Here is a 23,578-nt window from a genome sequence, read left to right as displayed (position 1 = left end):
CAGACTTGTCGGAGTGATGGGCGATGAGCCGGGAGCCCTTTGACGTGGATAAGGTTGCTGGGCCGGGTGAGCGTCGGCTTGATCATGATGCTCAGACGGAATCAGTCATCGGGGCAGCCATTGAAGTGCATCGCATTCTCGGGCCGGGCTTTTTAGAATCGGTCTATGAGATGGCGCTGGTGCATGAGTTAACCATCAGGCGGATCGCCTTTGCTCGTCAGGTCGATGTCGATATCGACTACAAGGGACAGACTGTTGGGGCTGGTCGATTGGATTTTCTTGTTGGCGGGAATCTCGTTGTTGAACTCAAGGCTGTCGATACGATATTGCCGATTCATACAGCACAGGTGTTGTCCTATCTGAAGGCAACACGGAAGAAGACCGCACTGCTCATCAACTTCAATGTCACGACACTCAAGGACGGCCTCCGCCGTATCTCGCTTTGATGCCAAGACGAGAATGACAAGCGCTTTCATCGTTCAATACGCGTCATGTACAAACTGCTCCTGACATTCCGCTACCTTCGCCGCAAGCTCATTCCGGTGTTTGCATTGGGGGCGGTGACGCTTTGCACGGCGATGGTGATCATCGTCATCAGCGTCATGGGGGGCTTTCTCGATCTGGTGCGCAATGCGGGGCACACCGTCATGGGCGATGTGTCGCTGTATGCGGGGCTGGGCGGGTTTCCGCAGTATGACCAGATCATGGCGGAGATCAACAAGCTGCCGGAGGCGAAGGCGTCGACGCCGATCATCATTGCCTACGGGCTTTTGAAGATCGGGGACCGGATCAAGGAAGTGCAGGTGTACGGGATCGACGGGGCGGGTTACGACGCGGTGACGAGCTATCGCAAGACGCTGTACTGGACGCCCAAGCGGTTTGAGACGCGCGATGAGTATGGCGAGCTGATTTACGACAGCGTCAAGCAGCTTTACAAGGATCGCGATCCGGTGGGGGCGGCGATTGCGATGAAGCCGGCGTGGGAGCCGGTGGCGGACAGGCCGGCGATGGTGACGGGGATCGAGGTCAGTCCGTACAACATCCGCATGCACGACGGGTCGTATCGGTTTTCGCCGGCGATCGTCGGAGCGCAGTTGACGCTGACGGTGCTGCCGGTGACGGAGAAGGGGGGCGTGATCGAGCCGGCGGTGGATCAGTTCGTGGTGATCAATGAATTCAACAGCGGGGTGTACGATGTGGACAGCCACCGGGTGTTCGTGCCGTTCGATGCGGCGCAGCGGATGATGGTGATGGACGCGGCGGATCGGGTCGATCCGGAGCATCCGACGAAGATCATCGGCAAAATTCCCGCCCGCTGCACGGAGATTCACGTCAAGGCGGCGGACGGGGTCAGCGCGAATCAGCTCTGCATCGCGGTGCAGGCGGCGTACAAGAAATTTTCGGAGACGCACAAGGAATCGCTCCCGTGGATGATGATGAGCATCAGCACGTGGGAGCAGCGGCAGGCGGCATTTTTGTCGGCGGTCGAGAACGAGAAGGGGCTCATGACCGTGCTGTTCGGGATCATCTCGATCGTGGCGGTGGTGATGATCGGCGTGATCTTCTACATGATCGTCCTGGAAAAGACGCGCGACATCGGCATCCTGCGGGCGATCGGCGCGTCGCGCTCGGGCGTGGCGTCGATCTTCCTGAGTTTCGGTCTGGCCATCGGAACGATCGGCGCGGCGATGGGCGCGGGGATCGCCTACCTGATCGTGACGTACATCAACGAGATTCACGCCTGGCTCGGGGCGACGTTCGGCATTGTCATCTGGGACCGGAGCGTGTACTTCTTCGATCGCATCCCCAGCCACATCAATCCGCGCGAGGCGATCGTGATCGTCCTTGTCGCGATCGTATCGTCGGTGATCGGCGCGGCCCTGCCGGCGATCAAGGCGGCGCGCGTCGATCCGGTGGAGTCGTTGCGATATGAATAGGACGATGATGTTGAACCGCCGAGACGCAGAGAACGCGGAGAAAGGCCGGGACGGTTTGTTCACCAGTTTTGGTGCTTTTCCGTCTTGCCTCGGCGCTCTCGGCGTCTCGGCGGTTCAACCCCCGGCTTCGGAGCCGCCGCATGAGTAAGAAATCCGACAACACGATTCTGCATGCGACGAATCTGCACAAGCGCTATCGCATGGGGCATGAGGAACTGCATGTCTTGCGCGGCGTGGACCTGAGCGTGAAGCGCGGGGAGTGGCTATGCATCCTCGGCGCCTCGGGGTCGGGCAAGAGCACGCTGCTGCATCTGCTCGGCGGGCTCGACACGCCGGACCAGGGCGATGTGCTTTTCGAGGGCGAGGACCTGTATGAGCTTTCCACATGGCGGCGGGACCGGTTCCGCAATCGGCATGTGGGTTTCGTGTTTCAGTTTTATCATCTGCTGCCGGAGCTGAATGTTCTGGAGAACACGCTCATCAGCACGATGGTGAGCATGGCCCTGCCGCGCTGGTTCGGGCACAGCCGAATGGAGAAGGAGAAGGCACGGTCGCTGCTCGCGAAGCTCGGTCTGACCGAGCGGCTCAAGCATCGGCCCAAGGAGTTGTCAGGCGGTGAGCGGCAGCGCGTGGCGATCGCGCGTGCGCTGATCAACGGGCCGCAGGTCTTGCTGGCCGACGAGCCGACGGGCAACCTTGACCGCGCGACGGGCACGCGGATCATGGAGCTTCTGACCGAGCTTCACGACGAGGGGCAGACGATCGTGATGGTCACGCACGACCAGAGCGTCGCGGACCGGGCGGATCGGGTGTTGAAGTTGGAGTTGGGGAAATTGGTTTGAAGTGCGGCGAGTGTGTTGCGCGAGCGGACGGGAATGACCAAGGACCAAATCCCAATGACCAAGGAAGGAACGGCCTGCGGCCCTTGATTTTGACATTGGGTTATTTGAACATTTCCTTGGTCATTGGTGCTTGGTCATTGGACATTTCCCGTTTGACACTCCCCGTCCACCTCCTAAAATGCGCGTCTCGAAACGGAGCCCTCTCATGGCCGATGGTTTTCAATGCAGTCTGGTGACGCCGGAGAAGTCGGTGTTTGATGCGGCGGTGACGTACGCGAATCTGCCGGCCCACGACGGGCAGATGGGGATTCAGACGGGTCACGCGCCGCTGCTGGTGCAGCTTGGCGAAGGGCGGTTGGACCTGACGCTGCCGGGCGGATCGCACAAGCGCTTCGACCTGTCGGGCGGGTTCGCCCAGATGAACGCCAACAAGCTGGTGCTTCTGAGCGAAAAGGCGGTCGATCTGGACGCGCCGGTCGAACAGTAATACGACGATTGATATGAATCAATGAATGACCGCGCGGCGAAGTGTCGCGCGGCTTTTTAATGCGCGGATTTGTTTAGCGGTCGGGCAACGCCCGACGCTTTGATCGTGCGCGGAAGGCGAAGCGCGGGGCGGCGCCCCGCCGCTAAACGGGGGTGGTTGTCTGGGCGGGTTTGTCGGGGGCGTCGTCGGCGAGGTCGGCGAGGGAGGGGACGTGGGCGAGGACGGTGGCGCCGCCGTAGACGTACTGGCCCTGCTGGACGCGGAGTTCGACGCGATCGGGGTGGGGGAGATAGAGTTCGGTGGTGGAGCCGAATTTGATGAGGCCGAAGCGCTGGCCGCGCTGGAGGATGTCGCCGACGGCGACGCCGGTGACGATGCGTCGGGCGATGGCGCCGGCGACTTGGCGGACGACGCAGACAGGCAGATCGTGCGCGGGATTGTTGAACACGAGCGTGACGGACTCGTTGAGTTCGGCGGACTCGGCTTTGAGGGCGTTGAGGTGCTGGCCGGGTTTGTGGGTGATGCTGACGACGCGACCGTGCATCGGGGAGCGGTTGACATGCACATCGAGGACGGACAGAAAAATGCGGATGCACACGGCCGGTCCGTTGAGCGGCTCGTAATGCTCGAGCTGATGAATCGAGCTGATGCGTCCGTCGGCGGGCGCGACGACCTGCCCGCGCATCGTCGGCACGGTGCGGTTGGGGTCACGGAAAAACGCCAGCAGCACGAGCGTCACGACAAACACGATCGCGGCGGTGATCCACCCGTGCGCGATCAATGCCGCGACGAAGGCGGCGAGACCGAGGGCGGCGATGATCGTGGTTTGCGGTTTGCCGTAGGGGCTGAGCATCGAGGGAGTGCGGAATAGGGAATGTGGAGCGCGGAGTGAAAATCACACACCTGCCGGCGCAATTATCCGGGATCGATGTCGACGCCGGCCGCCGCACTCAACCGCGGGCGCGGGCCTTGCCGAGGAACAGGCCGACGAGGGCGAAGATGATGCAGGCGACGGCCATTCCGCCGTAGTACATCAGTCCGGTGGTCATGTCCTTGTTGCCTTCGGCCAGTGCGTTGGTCAGGTCCACGATGAGTCCCTGCACGCCGGTCATGGCGACGATGGCGACGACGACGAGGACGCCGAAGACGCCCAGCAGCATGCCGCCGCCGAACCCATCGCCGACGGGATCGTCTTCCTCGACGACCCATCCGACCGCGCCGGCGTCGTAGGCCGGGGCGGTGTCCAGGTCAGCGAGGCCGGACGGGGCGCTTTCAGCGCCGCCGGCGCCTTCGAAGATGCCGGTGGACGAGCCGGGCAGGGTTTGCAGGCCCGACCCGCCGCCCATCTTGGCGTCGGAGTCCACGCCGCCGGGCACGATGTCTTCGAGCAGTTCGACGGCTCCGAGACTCGTGTCGTCGGATTCGCGCGTCAGATCGAGCAGGCCCGAGCCGGACCCGACCGATTCAAGGGACAACTCTTCATCATCGGTGACGAAACTGGAGGTGATCTGCGTTTGCGCCATCGGGTCGGCGGCTGAGACTTCGTCGGCGTCGAAGACGCTGATGCCCGTCGCGGTGGCGCTCTTGAGCGATTGCGTATCCTTGGGCTGCTCGACGCTCGTTTCGCTGATCAGGTCGATCGTGTCGGTTTCGCTCTTTTTGGGATCGTCGCCGGAGAGACGGATTTCGTCCTCGCCGCCGTCGATCTTGACGGTGCGCGACATGGCGAAAATCTCGTCGACCTGCTCGCGCTTGAACATGAGCTTGTCGCGATCGCGGAACTGCTGAAGCTTGCCTTCATCGGCCATCTTCTTGATGTGATCCGCGGGCACGCCCAGCTTGTCGGCGGCTTCCTCGAGCGTGTAGAACATTTTTGCCATGTGTGACCTCCCACAAAGCGATAACCTGCACCAGTATCATAGAATAGCCAAAGTCTTACGACGATACAAGCCCCCGGAAGTTCCCCGCAAGCCCGCCGGATGTAGTCGATGCACCCGCTCATTGAAGCTTTTTCGCTGTACCTGCCGGGCCTGCCCCCGGCCCTGGAGGGGTTCCGCATCCTTCAGATCACCGATCTGCACGCCCGGCGGGCGCGCGGACGACACGACCAGATCATCGCGGCGCTGGACGAGACGGAGACGGACCTGCTTGTGCTCACGGGCGATCTGATGGACAAGCCCGGGTCCGAGTCGGTGGCTTACGAACTGACCTGCCGGATGGTCGCGGCGGCGAAGACGACGCTTGGGGTCGTCGGCGTGTGGGGCAATCACGATTCCAAACTGCTGCGGCAGCGCGTGAGCCACCTGCCGGTGACCTGGCTGACAAATGAGGCATGGGTCGCTGCGCGACTCCCGCTAACGGTGTTGGGGGTCGAGTGCGCGTATGGGGAGCGGACGAGTCCGCGCGGGGATTTGCTGGCGACGCTCCTCAATGAGCCGGCTCATGCGGCGGGGTGTTTCCGACTCTTGCTCAGTCATCTGCCGACCTGGCTGCCCGCCGCGGGGGCGGCCGGGATCCCGCTCATGCTCAGCGGACACACGCACGGCGGACAGGTCCGCCCGCCCTCGGGCATCCCATTCTACAACGCCACGCCCGGCTGGCCGCTGGCGTACTCGACGGGCATCCTTCAGTCCGCCGACACGTTCTGCATCGTGAGCCGGGGGCTGGGCGAGTCGGCCTTCGACGGCCTGCGGCTGTTCTGTCGCCCGCACGCGCCGCTCATCACGCTGCACCGGGCCGACGCGGCCGTGGCGTCGGCGACGGGTGTGACGTGTGTGCAAAGGTGGTGAGGTGAAAGGGGGAGAGGGGAAGGGGGTTGGGGGAGGGGGAAGAGTCGGATTGCTAAGCCGCAAGCGGCGGTTTAACGGCGGGGCAACGCCCCGCGCGTGTGAGCAATGATGCGTTTGCCGTGCCCGCATTCAACCCATGGATCGCGCCCGAATAAAAAAAGTGCCCCCCGCACGCGAGGCAACGTGCGGAGGGCAGTAAAGGAGGCGTTGGATGACGCCTGGATGGGTAAGAGGAAGCCCCTTATTCGTGGGCCGCGAGGGCGGGCTGGAAGTCGGGGTAGCACTCGGCATTGTGCTCGCCCAGATCCAGACCTTCGATCTGCTCAGCGTCGGAGACGCGGAGGCCGATCGTGGCCTTGAGAGCCATGAACATGATCGTGGTTACGACGAAGGTGAAGGCGAAGACGGCGCCAACGCCGATGAGCTGCGTGCCAAGCTGAGCGAAACCACCACCCATGAACAGGCCGTCCTTGATGGCGGTATCGGGCGTCCAGTACAGCACGTCGATCTTGGCTTCGCCGAAGAGGCCGACGCAGAGGGTGCCGAAAGCGCCGCAGACGCCGTGGACGCTGATGGCGCCGACGGGATCGTCGATCTTGACGACGCGTTCGATGAACACGCAGGAGTAGTACACGAGGACGCCGGCGACGAGGCCGATGATCACGGCCGAGCCGGTGGACACCGAGGCGCACGGGGCAGTGATGGCGACCAGACCCGCGAGGGTGCCGTTGAGGGTCATGGACAGGTCGGGCTTGCCCTGAACGATCCAGGTGAGGATCAGGGTGGAGCAGGCGCCGGCCGCGGCGGCGAGAGTCGTCGTCACGGCGATGTGAGCCACGCCGTCGACGGCGAGGAGGGTCGAACCAGGGTTGAACCCGTACCAGCCGAACCAGAGGATGAACACGCCCAGCGCGGCCATGACCATGTTGTGGCCGGGGATCGCATTCGGGGTGCCGTCGGCGTTGTACTTGCCCAGACGGGGGCCGACGAGCCAGGCACCGGCGAGGGAAGCCCACGCACCGACGGAGTGCACGACGGTCGAGCCCGCAAAGTCACGCATGCCCATCGTCTGCAGCCAGCCGCCGCCCCAGATCCAGTGACCGGTGATGGGGTAGATGCAGGCGGAGATGATGATCGAGTAGCAGACGTAGGAGATGAGCTTGGTGCGTTCCGCCATGGCGCCCGAGACGATCGTCGCGGCAGTCGCGGCGAAGACGATCTGGAAGAGCCACATCGCGCTGGTCGCCGGCGCTTCACCGTTCGTCGCCGAACCCAGGAAGGCCAGCGACGAGTCCCAGCCGATGAAGCTGTTGCCGTGCGTGCCGAACATCAGGGCATAGCCCGTCGCCCAGAACAGCAGGGCGCCGAAGCAGAAGTCCATCAGGTTCTTGGTCATGATGTTGATGGCGTTCTTGGCGCGGGTCAGGCCGGATTCGACCAGCGCGAAACCCGCCTGCATGAAGAACACCAGGAACGCGGTCAGACACAGCCACATGATGTCGGCCGTGCTCTGGGGCAGCATCTTGACCGGCTCGGCCGCGGCCTCCGCGGCAGCCGGTGCGGCTGCAACCGCAGCGGCGGCAGCATCCGCAGCCGGGGCAACGGCATCTTCAGCCATCAGGTGATTGACACTGAACATCCCCACCACCAGAGCGGCGACGATGCCCAGCACGATGGTGCGCCATCGGGCGCGACGTGGGGGGCGGGTAAGCGATGGAAGCATGGAAGACTTGTCCATTACGGTTGGACCTCCTTTACGAGGGGTGCATCGGCCGACAACACATCGGCCCGTCTCAACGCTGTATCACAAGAGTCATGCCAACCGCGATTCCGCTAAAAAAACGAAGGTCCGCTCCAATTTTCAGCGCAAATATGCGTCACCGGGGACCCTTGTTGCTTAAAAAGCGCGCACGGCCGCTCCGTCATCGCCCTGAATAGACGGCCGTGGGCGGACGATGGGCCTGGCTGAACGCGATTCACCACAAATTCCTCCGCCCGCTGAAATAATGCGGTCCGCGGTCTTGTTAGACTTCTTGATTGGCCTTACGCTCTGGTTCGGGCGGTGGTGATTCGTTTTCCCCCTTCGGAGATTCGTCATGCAAAAGCGTTTTCTGAGTCTGATGGTGATGCTGCTGGTCGCCGGTGCCGCCTCCGCCGAGGTCAAGCTTCCGTCGATCTTCTCCTCGCACATGGTGCTTCAGCGGGAATTGCCCATCGCGGTCTGGGGCACCGCCGACGCGGGTGAAAAAGTCACCGTGACCCTCGGCAAGGATTCCAAGACGACCGCCGCCGACGCCAAAGGTCATTGGCGCGTCGATCTGCCCGCCCGCCCCGCCTCCGACACGCCGGCCGTGCTGAGCGTCGAAGGCGCCAACAAGGTGACGTTCGACGATGTGCTCGTCGGCGAGGTGTGGGTCTGCTCCGGTCAGTCGAACATGGAGTTCCGCGTCGCGCAGTCGACCGGCGGAGAGAAGGCGATCGCCGATTCGAATCATCCGATGCTGCGCATTTTCGATGTGCCCCGTCACATCACCGCTCTGGAGCCGCAGGCCGACGCGCCGGGGGCGTGGGCGGTGTCGAGCCCCGACGCCGTCAAGGGGTTCACGGCCGTGGGCTACTACTTCGGGCTGGACCTCATGGAGAAACTGCATGTGCCGATCGGGCTCATCGGCACCAACTGGGGCGGCACGCCCGCAGAGGCATGGACCCGCTACTCCGCGCTCGAGTCCGAGTCGTCGCTCAAGCCGCTGCTTGCGAACTGGAAGAAGCAGCAGGCCGGTTACGACCCCGCCAAGGCGAAAAAAGCATACGAAGACGCGATGGTCAAATGGAAGGAAGCGGCGGCGAAGGCCAAGGCGGCGGGCAAAGGCGCGCCGCGCCAGCCGGGCATGCAGGGCGAACCTTCGCTCAATTCCCACTACCCCGCCGCGATCTACAACGGCATGCTCGCCCCGATCATTCCCTACACCATCCGCGGCGCCATCTGGTACCAGGGTGAATCCAACTGCTCCCGTGCCTATCAGTACCGCACGATCTTTTCGACGATGATCAAAAGCTGGCGCGAAGACTGGAGCATCGATGGCAACAAGGATTTCCCGTTCTACTTCGTGCAGATCGCGCCCTACAGCTACGGCGCGCCCACCGCTGACAAACCGCAGTATCTGCCCGAGCTTTGGGACGCGCAGACCTATGCCTACACGCATCTGCCCAATGTCGGATTCGCCGTGACGACGGATGTGGCGACGACCAACAACATCCATCCGCCCAACAAGCAGCCGGTCGGCGAGCGCCTCGCCCGATGGGCCCTGGCCAAGACCTATGGCTGGACCGACCTCGTCTACACCGGGCCGATTCTCGACAAGGTCCAGTTCAAGGATGGCAAGGCGATCGTGCACTACCTGGCCGGCTCCGCCAAGGGGCTCAAGACCGCCGACGGCAAAGCCCCCGACAATTTCGTCATCGCCGGGGCGGACCAGAAATTCGTCCCCGCCGAGGCGAAGATCGCCGGCGACACCGTCATCGTCTGGTCCGATCAGGTCAAGGACCCCAAGGCCGTACGCTTCGCGCCGATGAACATCTCGACGCCCAACCTTTTCAATGCCGAGGGCCTGCCCGCTTCGCCCTTCCGCACCGATGACTGGCCGCAGATCACGCAAAACAGCAACTAAGCCCCCCGGCGGGCCGATGAAAACCGGCGGCTACAATGTTGCATTCCCCAAAGGAGCGCCCATGATCCGCCTGCGCCAATGCCTCGTGATGGGTTCGCTGCTCGCGCTGCCGCTGGCATCCGTCCGCGCCGACGAAAGCTCGGACAAGGCCCTGCTCCAACAGCTTCTCGCCCCCGCGCCCGCCGCCCCCGCCCCCGACAAGCCGCGGGCTGAGCGCAGCCAAGCCCCGGATGGTTCCGCCGCCCCCGCCCCCGACGCCCCCGCGGACGCCGCGCTCAACGCGGCGCAGGTCGCCCAGTACTGGAAGGCCTACTGGGGCAAAGTCGCCAGCGTCTACGCCGCCATCGATGACAAGCATTACATGTGCGCGACCTGGGACCCCAACTTCCCCAGCTCGATGCACGCCGATGCGCAGGCCTGGCAACAGAAGAACACCACCGAACGCCGCGTCGCCGCCGGCGGACTGATTCGCACCGTCAAGGATACGCCCCCGCGCGAGGAAGCCGTCGCCGTCACGCGCGCCATCCCCGACCTCGCCCCCAATCAATACGGGTTCATCCACTCCGCCAAGGTCGTCGAAGTGCATGGCCCGACCGAAATGCTCATCACCGATGTCGAGCTTGTCGACGCGACCCGCATCAACAGCGACATCCAGGCCGCCCAATCCGCCGGCGACGCCATCATCCGCCGCCAGCAGGAACAGGACCGCATCGAGCAGCAGCGACGCAACGAACGCCAGCGCAACGGCACCTCCAGCACCTACAACTCCAACAACGACTACAACCGCCGCGACACCAGCAACGACCTGACCTCCGCCGACATCAAGCAGCAGATCGACGAACACTACGGCCAGCGCCTCGCGCTCATCAAGCAGCAGACCAAGTTCAAGAGCGTCACCCTCCGCCTTGTCGGATTCCCCACCATCGGCGCCTCGCCCGGCAGCCGATGGACCGGCGTCGGCGGCGTCGAGCCGCAGATCGCCATCGTCGACGATGGCAAATCCAACGGCAAAAAGAGCCGCGGCCGCAATGTCGAACTGCTCGCCATCAACGCCGACCTGCTCAAAAAAGGCATCAGCGAAGATGAATTCAAATCCCTGCTTGCCGACTCGGGCCTCACGCCCGCGCAGTTCGTGGACATCGTGCGCGACAAACTCAAGAACACCACCGGCAAGGATATCGACGACCTGCGCCCGCTGATCGTCACCGACATCGAAACCGCCCGCGTCGCGCATGAGAAGGAAACCGGCGAAGCCGACGCCCCCGGCGCCGGGGGCGACAAGCCCGCCAAATCCGCCGACAAACCCAGCTTCTTCGATCAGAAGTACGGCGATAAAAAGGACGGCGACAAACCCGCCACCGAAGACAAGAAGCCCGACAAGCCCAGCTTCCTCGAACAGAAATACGGCGACAAGAAAAAGAGCGAAGCCGAATCATCGGATAAGAAAAAGTCCGACGGCCAGAGCTTTTTCGAAAAGAAGTACGGCGACAAGAACAAGTCCAAGGACGAAGCCAAGTCCGATGACAAATGATCATGTCGGACGTCGGCGATTGATCACGCATGAATGAACCGATCGGACTCATCGCCGGGCAGGGCCGCCTGCCCGTGCTCACCGCGACGGGGATGCGCTCGGCCGGGCGGCGCGTCGTCTGCGTGGGCCTGCGCGATCAGTTCGATGTCGCGCTGCCGCCGCTGTGCGATGATTTTTCCACGGCGGGGATCATTCAGATCGGCCGGTGGATCCGCCTGCTCAAACGGGCGCAGGTGCGCGAGGCGGTGATGGTGGGGCGCGTCAAGAAAGTCCGCATGTACGACCCGCTGCACATGTTTCGCCAGCTCCCCGACTGGCGCGCCGCCAAGCTCTGGTTCGGCAAGCTCCGACACGACAAGCGCAACGATGCTATCCTTTCGGCGGTGGCGGACGAGCTGGCCGCCGAGGGCATCGCGTTGATCGACTCCACGAAATTCATCCCGCAGGAACTCGCCGCCCCCGGCACCATGACCCGGCGCGAGCCCACCGCCGACCAGCGCGCCGACATCGACTTCGCCCTGCCGATCGTCGCCCGCATGGGCGATCTGGACATCGGCCAGTCCATCGCCGTGCGCGATCGGGAGATCATCGCCGTCGAAGCCATCGAAGGCACGGACCGCATGATCGAACGCGCCGGCCAGTTGTGCAAACGCGGCGGATGGACGCTCGTGAAAATCGCCAAGCCGCAACAGGACATGCGCTTTGACGTCCCCACCATCGGCCTCAACACGATCGCCAACCTCGCCAAAAACGGCGCGACCTGCCTCGCCGTCGAAGCGGGTAAGGTCATCCTCCTCGACAAGCCCCAGCTCCTCGAAGCCGCCGACAAAGCCGGTATCGCCATCCTCGGCGTCCGTGTCCCCGTTTAGCGGCGGCCCAACGGGCCGCGTTCCGCTATAATTTCCCGCAGCATGAAAGTGCGCGATCTGATTCGGGTGCTTGAAGACGATGGCTGGTCGCATCTCACCACGCGCGGCAGTCACCGACAGTACAAGCATCCGAAAAAGCCGGGTCGCGTGACCGTGCCGGGCAAGCCGAATGATGACCTTGCTCCCGGCAGCTCAACAGCATCCTCAAGCAGGCCGGTCTGAAACGGAGTTAGCCATGCGTATCCTCAAATACGCCGTCGTGATTGAAAAGGCACAGGGCAACCTCAGTGCATACGTCCCCGACCTGCCCGGCTGCGTCACGACCGGACGAACCATCGCGGAGATCGAAGCGGGCCTGCGCGAGGCCATCGAGCTGCACGTGCAGGGGCTTCGCGAAGACGGGCAGCCCGTCCCAGAGCCGACGACGCAATGCGAATACATCGAGGCGGAAGTCGCCTGATCGTTGTACCATCGGTTGCATGAAATCCCTCGCCCAATCCCATCCCGCTCGATGGGACATCCCCCTGATGATGCTCGTCGCGCTGGCGATGCTCGTCACCGGATGGTTCCTGCCCACCTTCAAGCTCGAGCGATTCATCCTCGGCTCCGATGAATACTCCATCTGGCAAACCGTCACCGGACTCTGGCAAGACAAAAGCTACATCCTCTCGGTCATCATCTTCTTCTTTTCGATGGTCTTCCCCGCCACGAAACTCGGCCTGATGGGCTGGCTATGGTTCTCACACACTCAAGAAGACGAACGCGACCGCGTGCTCCACTGGTTGGGCATCCTCGGCAAATGGTCCATGCTCGATGTCTTCGTCGTCGCGATTCTGATCGTGCTCGTCAAAGCCAGCTCGCTCATGGACGCCTCGGCGATGTACGGCATCTACATCTTCGCCGCCGCGATCGCGCTCTCCATGATCGTCACATCCCTGATCGAACGGCTCGCGAAGAAGGGATGAACCGGGCGCAACGACCGATTGAAAATTGAGAATTGAAAAATGAAAATTGCAAATTGACGCAGGGTGCTCCCATGCTTTCATTTTGCATTTTGCAATTCTCAATGGTCAATTTGCAATGTCTCATTTCCCCGGCAACGCGAACCAGTCATACGTCGGCAGCGTCGCGCCATTGTCGAGTTGCATCCCGTTCGCGTTCGACAACCCGCGCGGTTCGACGGACATCGCGTGCGTCGAAAGCGATTTGATCGGCAACTGATCGAGCGGCACGACTTCCCCCGCGTCGCTGATCCCGTCGGCGTTGGCGTCGAACCAGGCGGCAAGGCCGCGCAGTTCTTCGCCGCTGAGCTTCCCATCGCGATTGTCGTCGAGCAGGTCCATCGCCCGATACCCGTCCCCCGGCAGGAGCCACCACGTCACCGACCCGAAAAGCTGCCGGCCCGAAGTGATGCGGCCGGTGTGGTCCGGGTCCCATACGAGCAAAGCCGTGCCGGGTTTGATCCATGTCCACTTCCGCGGGCCCATCCCGTCAAGATCGAACATCACCGCGCGCTGATCATCGATCAAATCGCCCAGCCCGACCTGCGGCTCAAATGAAAACACCATCGGCGTGATCGCGCCAAAGGGCAGCGCAGCGAGCTTGGCCATGTGCTGATCCATCACGAGGGCCACCGCCCGATCCGTCTTCCCCGCCGCTTCGCTGACCCGCTTGTAGCCCTCGGCCGCTTCGAAACTCACGAGCCAATTGATCCCGTCGATGGGCCGATTCTTCAGGGCGGCGTCCTTGTCCTTGGTCAGATCGAACGCCTTGCGATATCCCGTCATCGCCGCGTCGCGCCATTGCGCGATCGCCTGCTCCGCATCGACCATGGGGGCGTCCGCGGTGAATCCGAGCTTCCGTTCCCCCGCGCGCGGCGCGTACTGCTCGCAGATCGACGCCAGGCCCAGATGGTAAAGCCCGTTGTCCGGGTCCTTCTCGATGGCAATGCGGAAATTCTTCACCGCCGCCTCGGCATGCACGTCAAGCTGTTCCACCGGCAGCGGGTCGGGGGTCCAATTCGACTTTTCAAGTTCCTGCTGAATGGCCTGCATCCGTTGGTAGAACTTCTGTCGTTGGTCGGCGGGGATGTTGTTGCCCTCGGCGAGGCCGAACTCTTTCATGGCGCGCTTCTGCGCTTCCTTGCTCAGCGCCATGCCCTGATACATGCTCAGTCCGAAATCGCCCACCACCGCCGGCTTGCCCGACTTGTCCGCCCCGCGGTAGATCGGCACCGCGCCGCTCTTGGTGGTCCACGCCAGGTAATGCGTGCGCCCCAATACGTAATACCCGCTGGCGTCATCGGGGTGTTCGGTTACATAAGCGGTCGCGTTCTTGACGATGCGGTCCACCGGCGCATCGGTCGGCGGGGCGAACATGGCGGAGGCGAGCGAAGCGAGCTGGGCGATGACGACCGCGGCGCGTATGATGGGCTTCATGGATAGTCCTTTCATCATGTCAGACGCATCAGTGCGGCTGGCGTTCGAATGATAGGGGGAGAATGCGGGGCGTTGCCCCGCCGCTAAACGGGTCAATGATGGATGAACGTCAATATGTGTCACGTGCGGGGGTCAAACTGGCGGCGGCGCTGGAGGCGTTTTCGCTGGATGTGACGGGGTTGGTCTGCGCCGATCTGGGCTGCAACGTCGGGGGGTTCACGGATGTGCTCCTTCAGCGCGGGGCGGCGAAGGTGTATGCGGTCGATACGGGGTACGGCACGCTGGCGTGGAAGCTGCGCAATGATCCGCGCGTCGTCGTGATGGAGCGGACGAACGCGCTGCACGTCGAACCCCCGGAAGCCGCAGGGTTCGTAGTGATTGACTTGGGTTGGACGAAGCAGGCCAAGGCGTTGCCCGCGGCGATGCGATGGGGGCCCAGGCGGATCATCACGCTCATCAAGCCGCATTACGAAGCGGGGGACGCGGCGATGAGCGAAGCGGACGCTGAGGCGACGACGCAGCGGGTGCTCGAAGCGATGCCGGTGCTCGGGTTCGAGGTCTTGGGTGCCATCAAGAGCCCGATCACCGGCTCCAAGGGCGGCAACATCGAGTACCTCGCGCTGCTTGAGCCGACCGCTTGACCAACTCGCAGCCGGGCGGCGAATCGGGTAAAATCGGGGTCTGACTGGAGGCTGTGTTTTACAGCTTGTGAGCGCATGACTGACGAACCCAATATCGATCCGAATCAGGACCCCAAGACGCCCGGCGAGCCCTTCAATGAGGGGAACATCGTCGATCTGGCCATCGACCGCGAGCTTCAGGATTCGTACCTGACGTATGCGATGTCGACGATCATGGACCGCGCGTTGCCGGATGTGCGCGACGGGCTCAAGCCCTCGCAGCGGCGCATCCTCGTGGCGATGAACGACCTGAACCTCGGGCCGCGGTCCAAGCATCGTAAGTGCGCCAAGATCTGCGGCGACACGTCGGGCAACTATCACCCGCACGGCGAATCGGTCGTGTATCCGACATTGGTCGGCATGGCGCAGCATTGGAAGATGCGCGCCACGCTCGTCGATCCGCAGGGCAACTTCGGGTCGATCGACGGCGACCCGCCCGCCGCGATGCGATACACCGAAGCACGCCTCGCCGCCCCGGCGATGGAGATGCTCGCGGACCTGAAGCTCGACACCGTCGACTTCCAGGAAAACTACGACGCAACGCGCGACGAACCCACCGTCCTGCCCGGCAAGTTCCCGAACCTGCTCGTCAACGGGGGCGTCGGCATCGCGGTGGGCATGGCCACCTCGCTGCCGCCGCACAATGTGGGCGAAATCTGCGACGCCATCGTGGCGACGATCGACAAGCCCGACATCGAGCTGGCGGACCTCATCCAGATCGTGCCCGGCCCGGACTTCCCGACGGGCGGGAGCATCTGCGGACGCCGCGGCATCATCGAGGGCTACTCCAGCGGGCGCGGCCGGCTCATCGTCCGCGCCAAGACGCACTTCGAAGAGCAGAAGTCCGGCAAGACGCTCATCGTCGTCGATGAAATCCCCTATCAGATTCTCAAGACGACGATCATCGATCAGATCGTCGCCGCGGTGAAGAACGAGAAGATCGACGATATCGCCGACGTGAACGATTACTCGGGCCGGGAGGGCATGCGGCTCGTCGTCGAGTGCAAGAAGGGGGCGGACGCCGACGTCGTACTCAATCAGCTTTACCGCTTCACCTCGCTTCAGTCGACGATCAGCATCATGAACATCGCGCTGGTCAATCGGCAGCCCCGCACGCTGGGACTGCGCGATCTGATTCAGCTATTCATCGATCACCGCCTCGAAGTCATCACCCGCCGCACGCGCCATCTGCTCCGCAAAGCCCAGCAGGAAGCGCATATCCGCGAGGGTCTGATCTACGCCGTCTGCGACATTGATGAAGTCATCAAGCTGATCCGCACGTCAAAGACGCGCGATGAGGCGATCGACAAGCTGATGGCGCGCGGGTTCCGCATTCCCGAGGATCATCCCGCCGCGCCGCGCATTCCGCAGCGACTTAAGGATCAAGCGGCTAAGACGGCGACGGGTCAGATCCGATTGTCCAAAGCCCAGGCCGAGGCGATTGGGCGGATGCAGCTCATCTCGCTCGTCGGGCTGGAAATCGAGAAGCTCGTCGGCGAGTACACCGAACTCATCAGCGAGATCGAAGGGTACGAGCTGATTCTCTCCGATGAGCGGCGTGTGCTGGACATCATCCGCGAAGACACGTTGGAGATGAAGGACAAGTACAACAGCCCCCGCCGGACTGTCATCGAAGAAGGCGAGGCGGAGGACCTTGAGATCGGCGACCTGATCCCGCAGGAGGATGTCGTCGTGACGATTTCGCACGAGGGGTACGTCAAGCGGCTTCCCGTCGATGCGTACCGGACGCAGGGCCGGGGCGGACAGGGCGTCATCGGGGCGGACACGCGCGATGAGGATTTCACCGAGCACGTCTTCGTGGGCTCGACGCACGCCGATCTTTTGTGCTTCACGAATACGGGCCGCGTATTCAAGATCAAGATTTACCAGATTCCGCAGGCCTCGCGCACGTCGCGCGGACGGAACATCATCAACCTGATCGATCTGCGCGAAGGCGAGCGCGTGTGCGCGTTCCTGCCGATCGTCGACTTCGAGCGGCACAGCGACTTCCTCGTGTTCGCGACGGAAGAGGGCTTGGTCAAGCGGACGAGTCTGAAGATGTATCAGAACGTCAATCGCTCGGGGCTCATCGCGGTGACACTCAAGGAAGGCGACCGGCTCATCGACGTGCGGCTCACGAGCGGGAACGATCATCTGTTGCTCTGCACGGCGGGGGGCATGGCGATCCGCTTTGATGAGAACGATGCCCGTGCGATGGGCCGCGGCGCGGCGGGCGTCAAGGGCATCTCGCTTTCCGAGGGCGATCGCGTGGTGAGCATGGTCAAAGCGGACGACAGCAAGCAATTGCTCACGATCTGTGCGAACGGGTACGGCAAGCGGACGCCGATGGTCGAGTACCTGGTGCAGCCGGAGCAGGGCGATCCGCATCCGCAGAAGCGCGGGGGCAAGGGCCGCAACGACATCAACACGACGGAGCGGAACGGACCGGCGGTCGTGGCGATGGCGGTCAGCGAGGACGATCAGATGATGCTCATCACGGAGCAGGGCATGATCGTGCGGACGACGGTGGCGGAGGTGCGTCAGACCGGCCGCGGCACGCAGGGCGTGCGCGTGATCAAGCTCAAGGAAGGCGATCAGCTCATGTCCGCCGCCCGCATCGCCGAGGAACCCGCCGAGCAATGACCATTGGATCGGGACGGACGCATGCCTATACAGATCTGGTCGGATGACATTCTGCTGGTTGACACCTCCGACGAGCCGGCGTTTTCAGAAGATCTGGCGGCCGTGATGCACCGGCTCGACGGCGGACCGCCGCGGCATGTCGTGGTCAACATGAGCGCGGTCGCGCACATCAATTCGTCGAATATTTCGCAAATGCTGCGCCTCCGCCAGAAGCTCGTCAAGCTCGAGCGGCGGATGCGCGTGTGCAGCGTGCCTAACCATATCTGGGGCGTGATGATGACGACGGGGCTCGACAAGGTGTTCGAGTTCTCGCCGGACGTGCCCAGCGCGCTGGCGGCGATGCAACTGGGCTCCAAGAAATGAAGCGACTCAAGCGATGGTTGCCGCGCATTGTCGGCATCGCCATCGGGTTGGCGCTGGGGTGGTATGTCGCGGGGCTGATCAAGTAGTGAAGTGGCGATTTGGTGAAGTGGAGAAGTTTCGTATTTGATATCACCACTTCGCCATATCACCACATCACCACTTCAGACGCTGACGCGTTCGCCGAGGAAGAGGCGAACGAGATTCGGCATGTCGGGCGTGTCGCGATCGCCGGCGCCGTAGCCGACGGCCCGGACGTTCATGGGGGGCATCGGGCCAAAGTCGCTCGCCAGCGCGGCGACGATCGCCGCGCCGGTGGGTGTGACGGTTTCGCCTTCGCGGTTGACGCCCAAGTGGGGGACGCCCTTGAGGATTTCGGCGGTGGCCGGGGCGGGCAGGGGCATCAGGCCGTGCGCGCATCGGACGAACCCGTGACCGATCGGCAGGGCGGCGCTCGAAACGGTGTCCACGCCAAGCAGCTCCAGAGCGACGGCCGACCCGAGCATGTCGACGATCGAGTCGACGGCCCCGACTTCGTGAAAATGCACTTCGTCCAGACTCATGCCGTGCACCGCCGCCTCCGCTTCGCCGAGCATCGTGACAATCCGCCGGGCGCGGTCGCGGGCGCGCTCGGCCGTGTCGAGCTGATCGATCATCTTCATGATCGCCGTGTAGGGCGAGTGAGCGGCGTGATCGTGATGATGATGTCCATGATCGTGCGAATGGGCATGATCATGATGATGATCGGCGGCCGCGCGGCGCTGACCTTCGCCAATGTGCACTTTCAGATCGAGGCCGCGGATCGCATGGCGATGCGTCTCGGCGACGGTGATCCGGTAGGGCAGTTCGATGGGCAATGGGCGCAGGGCGGCGTCAATGGCTTCGAGCGGAGCGCCAAGGTCGATGCACGCTCCGAGGAACATGTCGCCGGCGATGCCCGCGAAGGGGTCGATGTGGAGATGTTTGGACATGCGTGAAGAAGAAGCGCGGGGCGGTGCCCCGCCGCTAAACGGGGGATCAGGATTCGTTACGGAGTTTTTCGATCTCGCGCTCGAGCTTTTTGAGTCGGGCGGCGAGGTCGGGGAGGCGCATCGTGTGTAAATGAATGCGTTTGGCTTCGGTGAGCGGGACGGCGGGGGTGCCGCCGATCTGGGTTTTGTCGGGGATGTCGTTCATGACGCCGGAGGTCGCGGCGATCTGGACCTGATGGCCGATCTTCAAGTGACCAGCCACGCCGACTTGTCCGCCCATGACGACGTAGTCGCCGGTTTCGACGGAGCCGGCGAGTCCGACGAGGGCGACGAGCAGATTGTGTTTGCCGACCTTGGTGCCATGGCCGATGGCGATCAGGTCGGAGAACTTCGTGCCCTTGCCGATGACGGTCGAGCCGAGGGTCGCGCGGTCGATGGCGCACCCGGCGCCCATCTCGACATCGTCTTCGATGACGACGTTGCCGGACTGTGGGATTTTGTGGTGAGCGCCTTTGTGGGTGGCGTAGCCGAAGCCGTCTTGTCCGATGACGCAGCCGGCGTGAAGGGTCACGCGATGCCCGAGGACGCAGCGGTCGTAGATGACGACGTTGGGGTAGAGCTGGCAGTCATCGCCGATGATCGTGTCCGGGCCGATGAAGGTATGCGGATAGATGACGCCGCGGGCGCCGATGGCGACATTCTCGCTGATGACGGCAAAGGGATGCACCACGGTGCCCTCGCCGATTTTCGCGGTGGGGTGAATCACGGCGAGCTTGCTGATCGGGCCGTCGGCGGGGGCGGGATGCTGACGATAACCATGCAGTGCGACGACGGCGTTTCGGAAGGCGAAATAAGGATCGTCCGCGGTCAGCAGGGTCAGATGATCGGCCTTGACATCGGGGGCGACGATGACGGCGGCGGCTTTGGTGGCGGCGAGCTGATCGATGTATTTGGGATTGGCGAGGAAGGAGATATCGGACGCCCCGGCTTCCTCCAGCCCCACGCATCGCTCGACGGTCATGTTCGGGTCGGCGGCGCCCCGGATCGTCGCGCCGATGGTCCGGGCCAGTTGTTCAAGCGTCATTGACATCAGACCACCAGCGTAGTCGGCCCGCCAAAGTCGGTCAACGGGATCGCCCGCGTGTTCGAGTTTGGGGTTTTGAGTTTCGGGTTTGCCGTCGGTTCGGCTTGTTGAAGCGGGGCGGGGGCACTAAACTACCGCCTTCACACAGGGCTGGAGCGACACGTTGGGCTTTTGTCGAATCAGAAACTGGGCCGCCGCGGCGATGGTCATGTTGTGCCTCGGCGCCGCGGCGCTTGGACAAGGCGCGGACGTGACCGCGCGCCCGGTGCGCGAGGTCAAGGTGCAGGGCCTCAAGGAAGTCGATCAGCAACTGGTGCTCAACCAGATTCGCACCCACGCCGGCGACGCCTACGACGCCGCGAAGGTCGCCCAGGACATTCAGAACATCACGCGCCTGGGCCGCTTCGGCACCGTCCGCGCGCAGGTCGACCCCAACGCCGACGGCACGGTGACGCTGACCTACGTCGTCAGCGAGCAGCCGCTATTGGCGGATGTGCAGGTGGTGGGCAACAAGGCGTACAACGACGACGAGCTGATGGAGAAGGTGATGCTGCGTGCGGGCGATCCGCGCGATCCGTTCCTCATCGAGCGCGCCCGCGATGCGATCCGCAAACAGTACCAGGACGGCGGATACTTCCTGGCTGACGTGACCGTCGATCAGGACACGCTCAACGACACGGGCATTCTGATCCTCCGCGTGCGTGAAGGCCCGCGCGTGAAGGTGCGGCAGATCCGCTACGAAGGCAACGTCGCCTTCACCGCCAAGGAACTGCAGAGCCGCATCAAGACCAAGACGTACATGTTCATCTTCCGCAAGGGCATCCTTTCGCGCGAGCAGCTCGACACGGACGTGTCGCATCTGCGCGACTTTTACGCCGAGCGGGGGTATCTGGATGCGCGGGTCGGGCGTCGGGTGGAGCTTTCGGACGACCAGCTCGACGCGGGCGTGGTGTTCGTGATCGACGAGGGCCGGCAGTACACGGTGGCGAACATCGCCATCGAGGGCAACGAGCTTTACTCGAAGGACCAGATTCTCGAAGCGATGGCGATGAAGGTCGGCGACCTGTTCAGTCTGGAGCGCCTCAAGGCGGCCAGCGAATCGCTCGACGACCTGTACGGCAAGCTCGGGTTCATCGAGACGAAGGTCAACATCCAGCGCGTGTTCGATCCGACCGCGCCGACGGTGGACCTCAAGGTGTCGATCAAGGAAAGCAAGCAGGCGAAGGTCGGCTCGGTGATCATCGCCGACAACGCCCTGACGCAGGACAAGGTGATCCGCCGGCAGGTGCGCGGCATGGACCCCGGACGCCCGCTGGACAAGACCGGCATCGAAGTCACCGAGCAGCGCATCCGCAGCACCGGCATCATTCAGGACGCCACCGTCACCGTGCTGGGCCAGCCCGAGGATGAAACCCGCGATGTGCTCATCGAGGTCAAGGAAGCCAACACCGGCTCGCTGAGCTTCGGCGCCGCGGTCAGCTCCGACAGCGGCGTGTTCGGCGCGATCGATCTGACGCAGCGCAATTTCGACATCACCGATACGCCCGAATCGTGGGGCGAATTCTTCAGCGGGCGCGCCTTCCGCGGCGCCGGGCAGTTCTTTTCGATTTCGCTTCAGCCGGGCACCGAGTTTCAGCGCTACCAGGTCAGCTTCCGCGAGCCGTACATCTTCGACAGCGACTACTTCCTGGACACGAGTCTGTTCTACTTCACGCGTCAGCGCGAAAGCTGGGACGAAGCGCGGCTGGGCGGGACGCTGGGCGTGGGCAAGCGGTTCGGCGATGTGTGGTCGGCTTCGGTGCGCGGACGCATGGAGCAGATCAACATCGACAACATCGACCGCGGCGCCCCCGTCGACGTCTTCGCCGTGCAGGGCAAGAGTCTCGTCGACAGTCTGGGCTTCTTCCTGACGCGCAACACCGCGCAGGTGGACAAAGACCTGCTGCCCTACAAGGGCACGCGCACCAATGCGGGCATCGAGCGCGTCGGCGTGTTCGGCGGCGATTACGACTTTACCCGCGTGACCGCAAGCTGGGACGGATATCTGCTGCTCGACGAGGACTTCTTCGGCCGCAAAACCACGCTCAAGCTCAGTCTCGAAACCGGCTACATCCTCGAGTCCAACGAGTCGCCGATCTTCGAGCGGTTCTACGCCGGCGGCCACCGCAGCTTCCGCGGATTCCGGTTCCGCGGCGTGGGCCCGCGCGGCATCCGCAACGACACCAAGCGCCTCGGCGGCGACCCGGTCGGCGGCGACTTCATGTTCCTGGCCGGCCTCGAATACAACTACCCGATCTTCGAAGATGTGATCCGCGGCGTGTTCTTCACCGACACCGGCACGGTGCAGGATCGGTTCGGATTCGATGAGTACCGCGTGTCCGTGGGCGCGGGCATCCGGCTTAAACTGCCGTTTTTGGGACAGGCCCCCTTCGCGCTGGACTTCGCTTATCCGCTCATTTCGCAGGACGGCGACGAAAAGCGCCTCTTCAGCTTCGACCTGGCCCTGCCTTTCTGACAATCCCGCAGGCGAACCATCGGGGCGGACCTGCGTATGATGAGAACCTTCTGACGACGACTCGGAACAAAACTTCAAGGAGCTTCGCAATGACTTCTCGTGGATCGATGACGGCCGTGATTCTTCTGGCGGCGGCGTGCCTGATGGTCGGTGCGGCCAATCTCGTGGTGGCCCAGGGCAAGGGCTCCAAGCCCGCCGTGATCGCCGTCGTGGACGTGCAAAAGGTCTTCAACTCCCTCGATGAAAAGGGCTCGGTCGAAGCGGACATCACCGCCTCCACCGAAAAGCTTCAGAAGGAGGAGCAGGACCGCCAGACCGAGCTCAAGGCCCTTCAGGCCGACCTGAACATCCTCGCCCCCGGCACCCCGGCTTTCGCCGACACGCAGGAAAAGCTCGAGAAGAAGGCGATGGAGTTCCAGGTCTGGAAGCAGTTCAACCAGAACAAGCTGGAGCGCGACAAGGCGATCCGCCTCGAAGGCCTGTACATGAAGGTCGTCGGCGCCTGCGAAGCGATCGCCAAGGCCAGCGGGTATGACCTGGTCCTCTTCAAGGATTCGACCGATGCGCTCAAGGGTCAGAACCAGCAGCAGCTCGCCGCCCTGATCCAGGTCCGCAAGGTGCTCTACTCCGCGCCGGATATGGACATCACCGACTCGGTGACGCAGAAGATCAACAACGAATGGAACAACCGCAAGAAGTAATTGACGCGGTTCATGAGGATTCAAGACCCATGCCCCGATCGGGGCGTGGGTTTTTTCATTGGA

General features: G+C 63.2%; 21 protein-coding genes and 1 pseudogene. 16 read left to right on the top strand and 6 right to left on the bottom strand.

From position 1 onward, the window contains the following. The first annotated feature begins 23 nt into the window (after window positions 1–23). The 4 genes from GC162_20095 to GC162_20080 all read left to right on the top strand — a co-directional run bounded on the left by GC162_20095 (window position 24) and on the right by GC162_20080 (window position 3,266). The gene (locus GC162_20095; GenBank protein ID MBI1370941.1) at window positions 24–446 is read left to right on the top strand and encodes a GxxExxY protein; all 423 of its coding nucleotides are present in this window, start codon (window positions 24–26) and stop codon (window positions 444–446) included. Window positions 447–491: 45 nt separating this feature from the next. Beyond that, complete coding sequence (locus GC162_20090; protein MBI1370940.1) at window positions 492–1,937, top strand: FtsX-like permease family protein; 1,446 nt, start codon at window positions 492–494, stop codon at window positions 1,935–1,937. A gap of 140 nt (window positions 1,938–2,077) precedes the next feature. Then, entirely contained in the window at window positions 2,078–2,779 is a 702-nt protein-coding gene (locus GC162_20085) for an ATP-binding cassette domain-containing protein (GenBank protein ID MBI1370939.1), read from the top strand. Between the two features lie 178 nt (window positions 2,780–2,957). After that, on the top strand, window positions 2,958–3,266 hold the full coding sequence (locus GC162_20080) for a hypothetical protein (GenBank protein MBI1370938.1): 309 nt from the start codon (window positions 2,958–2,960) through the stop codon (window positions 3,264–3,266). Between the two features lie 142 nt (window positions 3,267–3,408). On the opposite strand, the gene GC162_20075 is transcribed toward GC162_20080, so the two are convergent. Both GC162_20075 and GC162_20070 read right to left on the bottom strand, forming a co-directional pair. Then, window positions 3,409–4,119: a phosphatidylserine decarboxylase family protein gene (locus GC162_20075; protein MBI1370937.1), complete on the bottom strand. Its 711-nt coding sequence runs from the start codon at window positions 4,117–4,119 to the stop codon at window positions 3,409–3,411. 97 nt (window positions 4,120–4,216) lie between these two features. Next, window positions 4,217–5,146, bottom strand: coding sequence for a helix-turn-helix domain-containing protein (locus GC162_20070; GenBank protein ID MBI1370936.1), 930 nt, complete (start codon window positions 5,144–5,146; stop codon window positions 4,217–4,219). Between the two features lie 108 nt (window positions 5,147–5,254). Between GC162_20070 and GC162_20065 the strand changes: the two genes are divergently transcribed. After that, complete coding sequence (locus GC162_20065; protein MBI1370935.1) at window positions 5,255–6,055, top strand: hypothetical protein; 801 nt, start codon at window positions 5,255–5,257, stop codon at window positions 6,053–6,055. A gap of 241 nt (window positions 6,056–6,296) precedes the next feature. Here GC162_20065 and amt read toward each other — a convergent pair whose 3' ends face one another. Continuing rightward, window positions 6,297–7,673: an ammonium transporter gene (gene amt / locus GC162_20060; GenBank protein MBI1370934.1), complete on the bottom strand. Its 1,377-nt coding sequence runs from the start codon at window positions 7,671–7,673 to the stop codon at window positions 6,297–6,299. 478 nt (window positions 7,674–8,151) lie between these two features. On the opposite strand from amt, the gene GC162_20055 reads away from it, so the two are divergent. The 6 genes and pseudogenes from GC162_20055 to GC162_20030 all read left to right on the top strand — a co-directional run bounded on the left by GC162_20055 (window position 8,152) and on the right by GC162_20030 (window position 13,088). After that, complete coding sequence (locus GC162_20055) at window positions 8,152–9,723, top strand: sialate O-acetylesterase (GenBank protein ID MBI1370933.1); 1,572 nt, start codon at window positions 8,152–8,154, stop codon at window positions 9,721–9,723. A gap of 61 nt (window positions 9,724–9,784) precedes the next feature. Next, a complete protein-coding gene (locus GC162_20050; protein ID MBI1370932.1) occupies window positions 9,785–11,254 on the top strand; it encodes a hypothetical protein in 1,470 nt (489 codons plus the stop codon). A gap of 29 nt (window positions 11,255–11,283) precedes the next feature. After that, window positions 11,284–12,123 carry a DUF1009 domain-containing protein gene (locus GC162_20045; GenBank protein MBI1370931.1) on the top strand — a complete coding sequence of 280 codons (840 nt, stop codon included), beginning with the start codon at window positions 11,284–11,286 and terminating at the stop codon, window positions 12,121–12,123. Between the two features lie 42 nt (window positions 12,124–12,165). Next, window positions 12,166–12,356, top strand: a pseudogene (locus tag GC162_20040) (addiction module toxin, HicA family). A 2-nt stretch (window positions 12,357–12,358) separates the two neighbouring features. Continuing rightward, on the top strand, window positions 12,359–12,583 hold the full coding sequence (locus tag GC162_20035) for a type II toxin-antitoxin system HicB family antitoxin (GenBank protein ID MBI1370930.1): 225 nt from the start codon (window positions 12,359–12,361) through the stop codon (window positions 12,581–12,583). Between the two features lie 19 nt (window positions 12,584–12,602). Further along, window positions 12,603–13,088: a hypothetical protein gene (locus tag GC162_20030; GenBank protein ID MBI1370929.1), complete on the top strand. Its 486-nt coding sequence runs from the start codon at window positions 12,603–12,605 to the stop codon at window positions 13,086–13,088. A 120-nt stretch (window positions 13,089–13,208) separates the two neighbouring features. On the opposite strand, the gene GC162_20025 is transcribed toward GC162_20030, so the two are convergent. After that, window positions 13,209–14,561 (bottom strand): hypothetical protein, encoded by a 1,353-nt coding sequence (locus tag GC162_20025; GenBank protein ID MBI1370928.1) that lies wholly within the window; start codon window positions 14,559–14,561, stop codon window positions 13,209–13,211. A gap of 62 nt (window positions 14,562–14,623) precedes the next feature. On the opposite strand from GC162_20025, the gene GC162_20020 reads away from it, so the two are divergent. The 3 genes from GC162_20020 to GC162_20010 all read left to right on the top strand — a co-directional run bounded on the left by GC162_20020 (window position 14,624) and on the right by GC162_20010 (window position 18,247). Next, window positions 14,624–15,202 carry a hypothetical protein gene (locus GC162_20020; GenBank protein MBI1370927.1) on the top strand — a complete coding sequence of 193 codons (579 nt, stop codon included), beginning with the start codon at window positions 14,624–14,626 and terminating at the stop codon, window positions 15,200–15,202. 75 nt (window positions 15,203–15,277) lie between these two features. Then, window positions 15,278–17,884: a DNA gyrase subunit A gene (gyrA, locus tag GC162_20015; protein MBI1370926.1), complete on the top strand. Its 2,607-nt coding sequence runs from the start codon at window positions 15,278–15,280 to the stop codon at window positions 17,882–17,884. A gap of 21 nt (window positions 17,885–17,905) precedes the next feature. Continuing rightward, the gene (locus tag GC162_20010; GenBank protein ID MBI1370925.1) at window positions 17,906–18,247 is read left to right on the top strand and encodes an STAS domain-containing protein; all 342 of its coding nucleotides are present in this window, start codon (window positions 17,906–17,908) and stop codon (window positions 18,245–18,247) included. A gap of 161 nt (window positions 18,248–18,408) precedes the next feature. Here GC162_20010 and GC162_20005 read toward each other — a convergent pair whose 3' ends face one another. Together GC162_20005 and lpxD are read right to left on the bottom strand one after the other, a co-directional pair. After that, a complete protein-coding gene (locus GC162_20005) occupies window positions 18,409–19,215 on the bottom strand; it encodes a DUF111 family protein (GenBank protein MBI1370924.1) in 807 nt (268 codons plus the stop codon). A 46-nt stretch (window positions 19,216–19,261) separates the two neighbouring features. Then, complete coding sequence (gene lpxD / locus GC162_20000) at window positions 19,262–20,305, bottom strand: UDP-3-O-(3-hydroxymyristoyl)glucosamine N-acyltransferase (protein MBI1370923.1); 1,044 nt, start codon at window positions 20,303–20,305, stop codon at window positions 19,262–19,264. Window positions 20,306–20,462: 157 nt separating this feature from the next. Here lpxD and bamA point away from each other — a divergent pair, with 157 nt between their 5' ends. After that, the gene (gene bamA, locus GC162_19995) at window positions 20,463–22,814 is read left to right on the top strand and encodes an outer membrane protein assembly factor BamA (GenBank protein MBI1370922.1); all 2,352 of its coding nucleotides are present in this window, start codon (window positions 20,463–20,465) and stop codon (window positions 22,812–22,814) included. A gap of 89 nt (window positions 22,815–22,903) precedes the next feature. After that, on the top strand, window positions 22,904–23,515 hold the full coding sequence (locus GC162_19990) for a hypothetical protein (protein ID MBI1370921.1): 612 nt from the start codon (window positions 22,904–22,906) through the stop codon (window positions 23,513–23,515). The last annotated feature ends 63 nt before the right edge of the window (window positions 23,516–23,578 follow it).

It is taken from the genome of Planctomycetota bacterium, assembly GCA_016125255.1.
Lineage (GTDB): Bacteria > Planctomycetota > Phycisphaerae > Phycisphaerales > Zrk34 > RI-421.
This window is presented reverse-complemented; position numbering and strand designations above follow the sequence as displayed.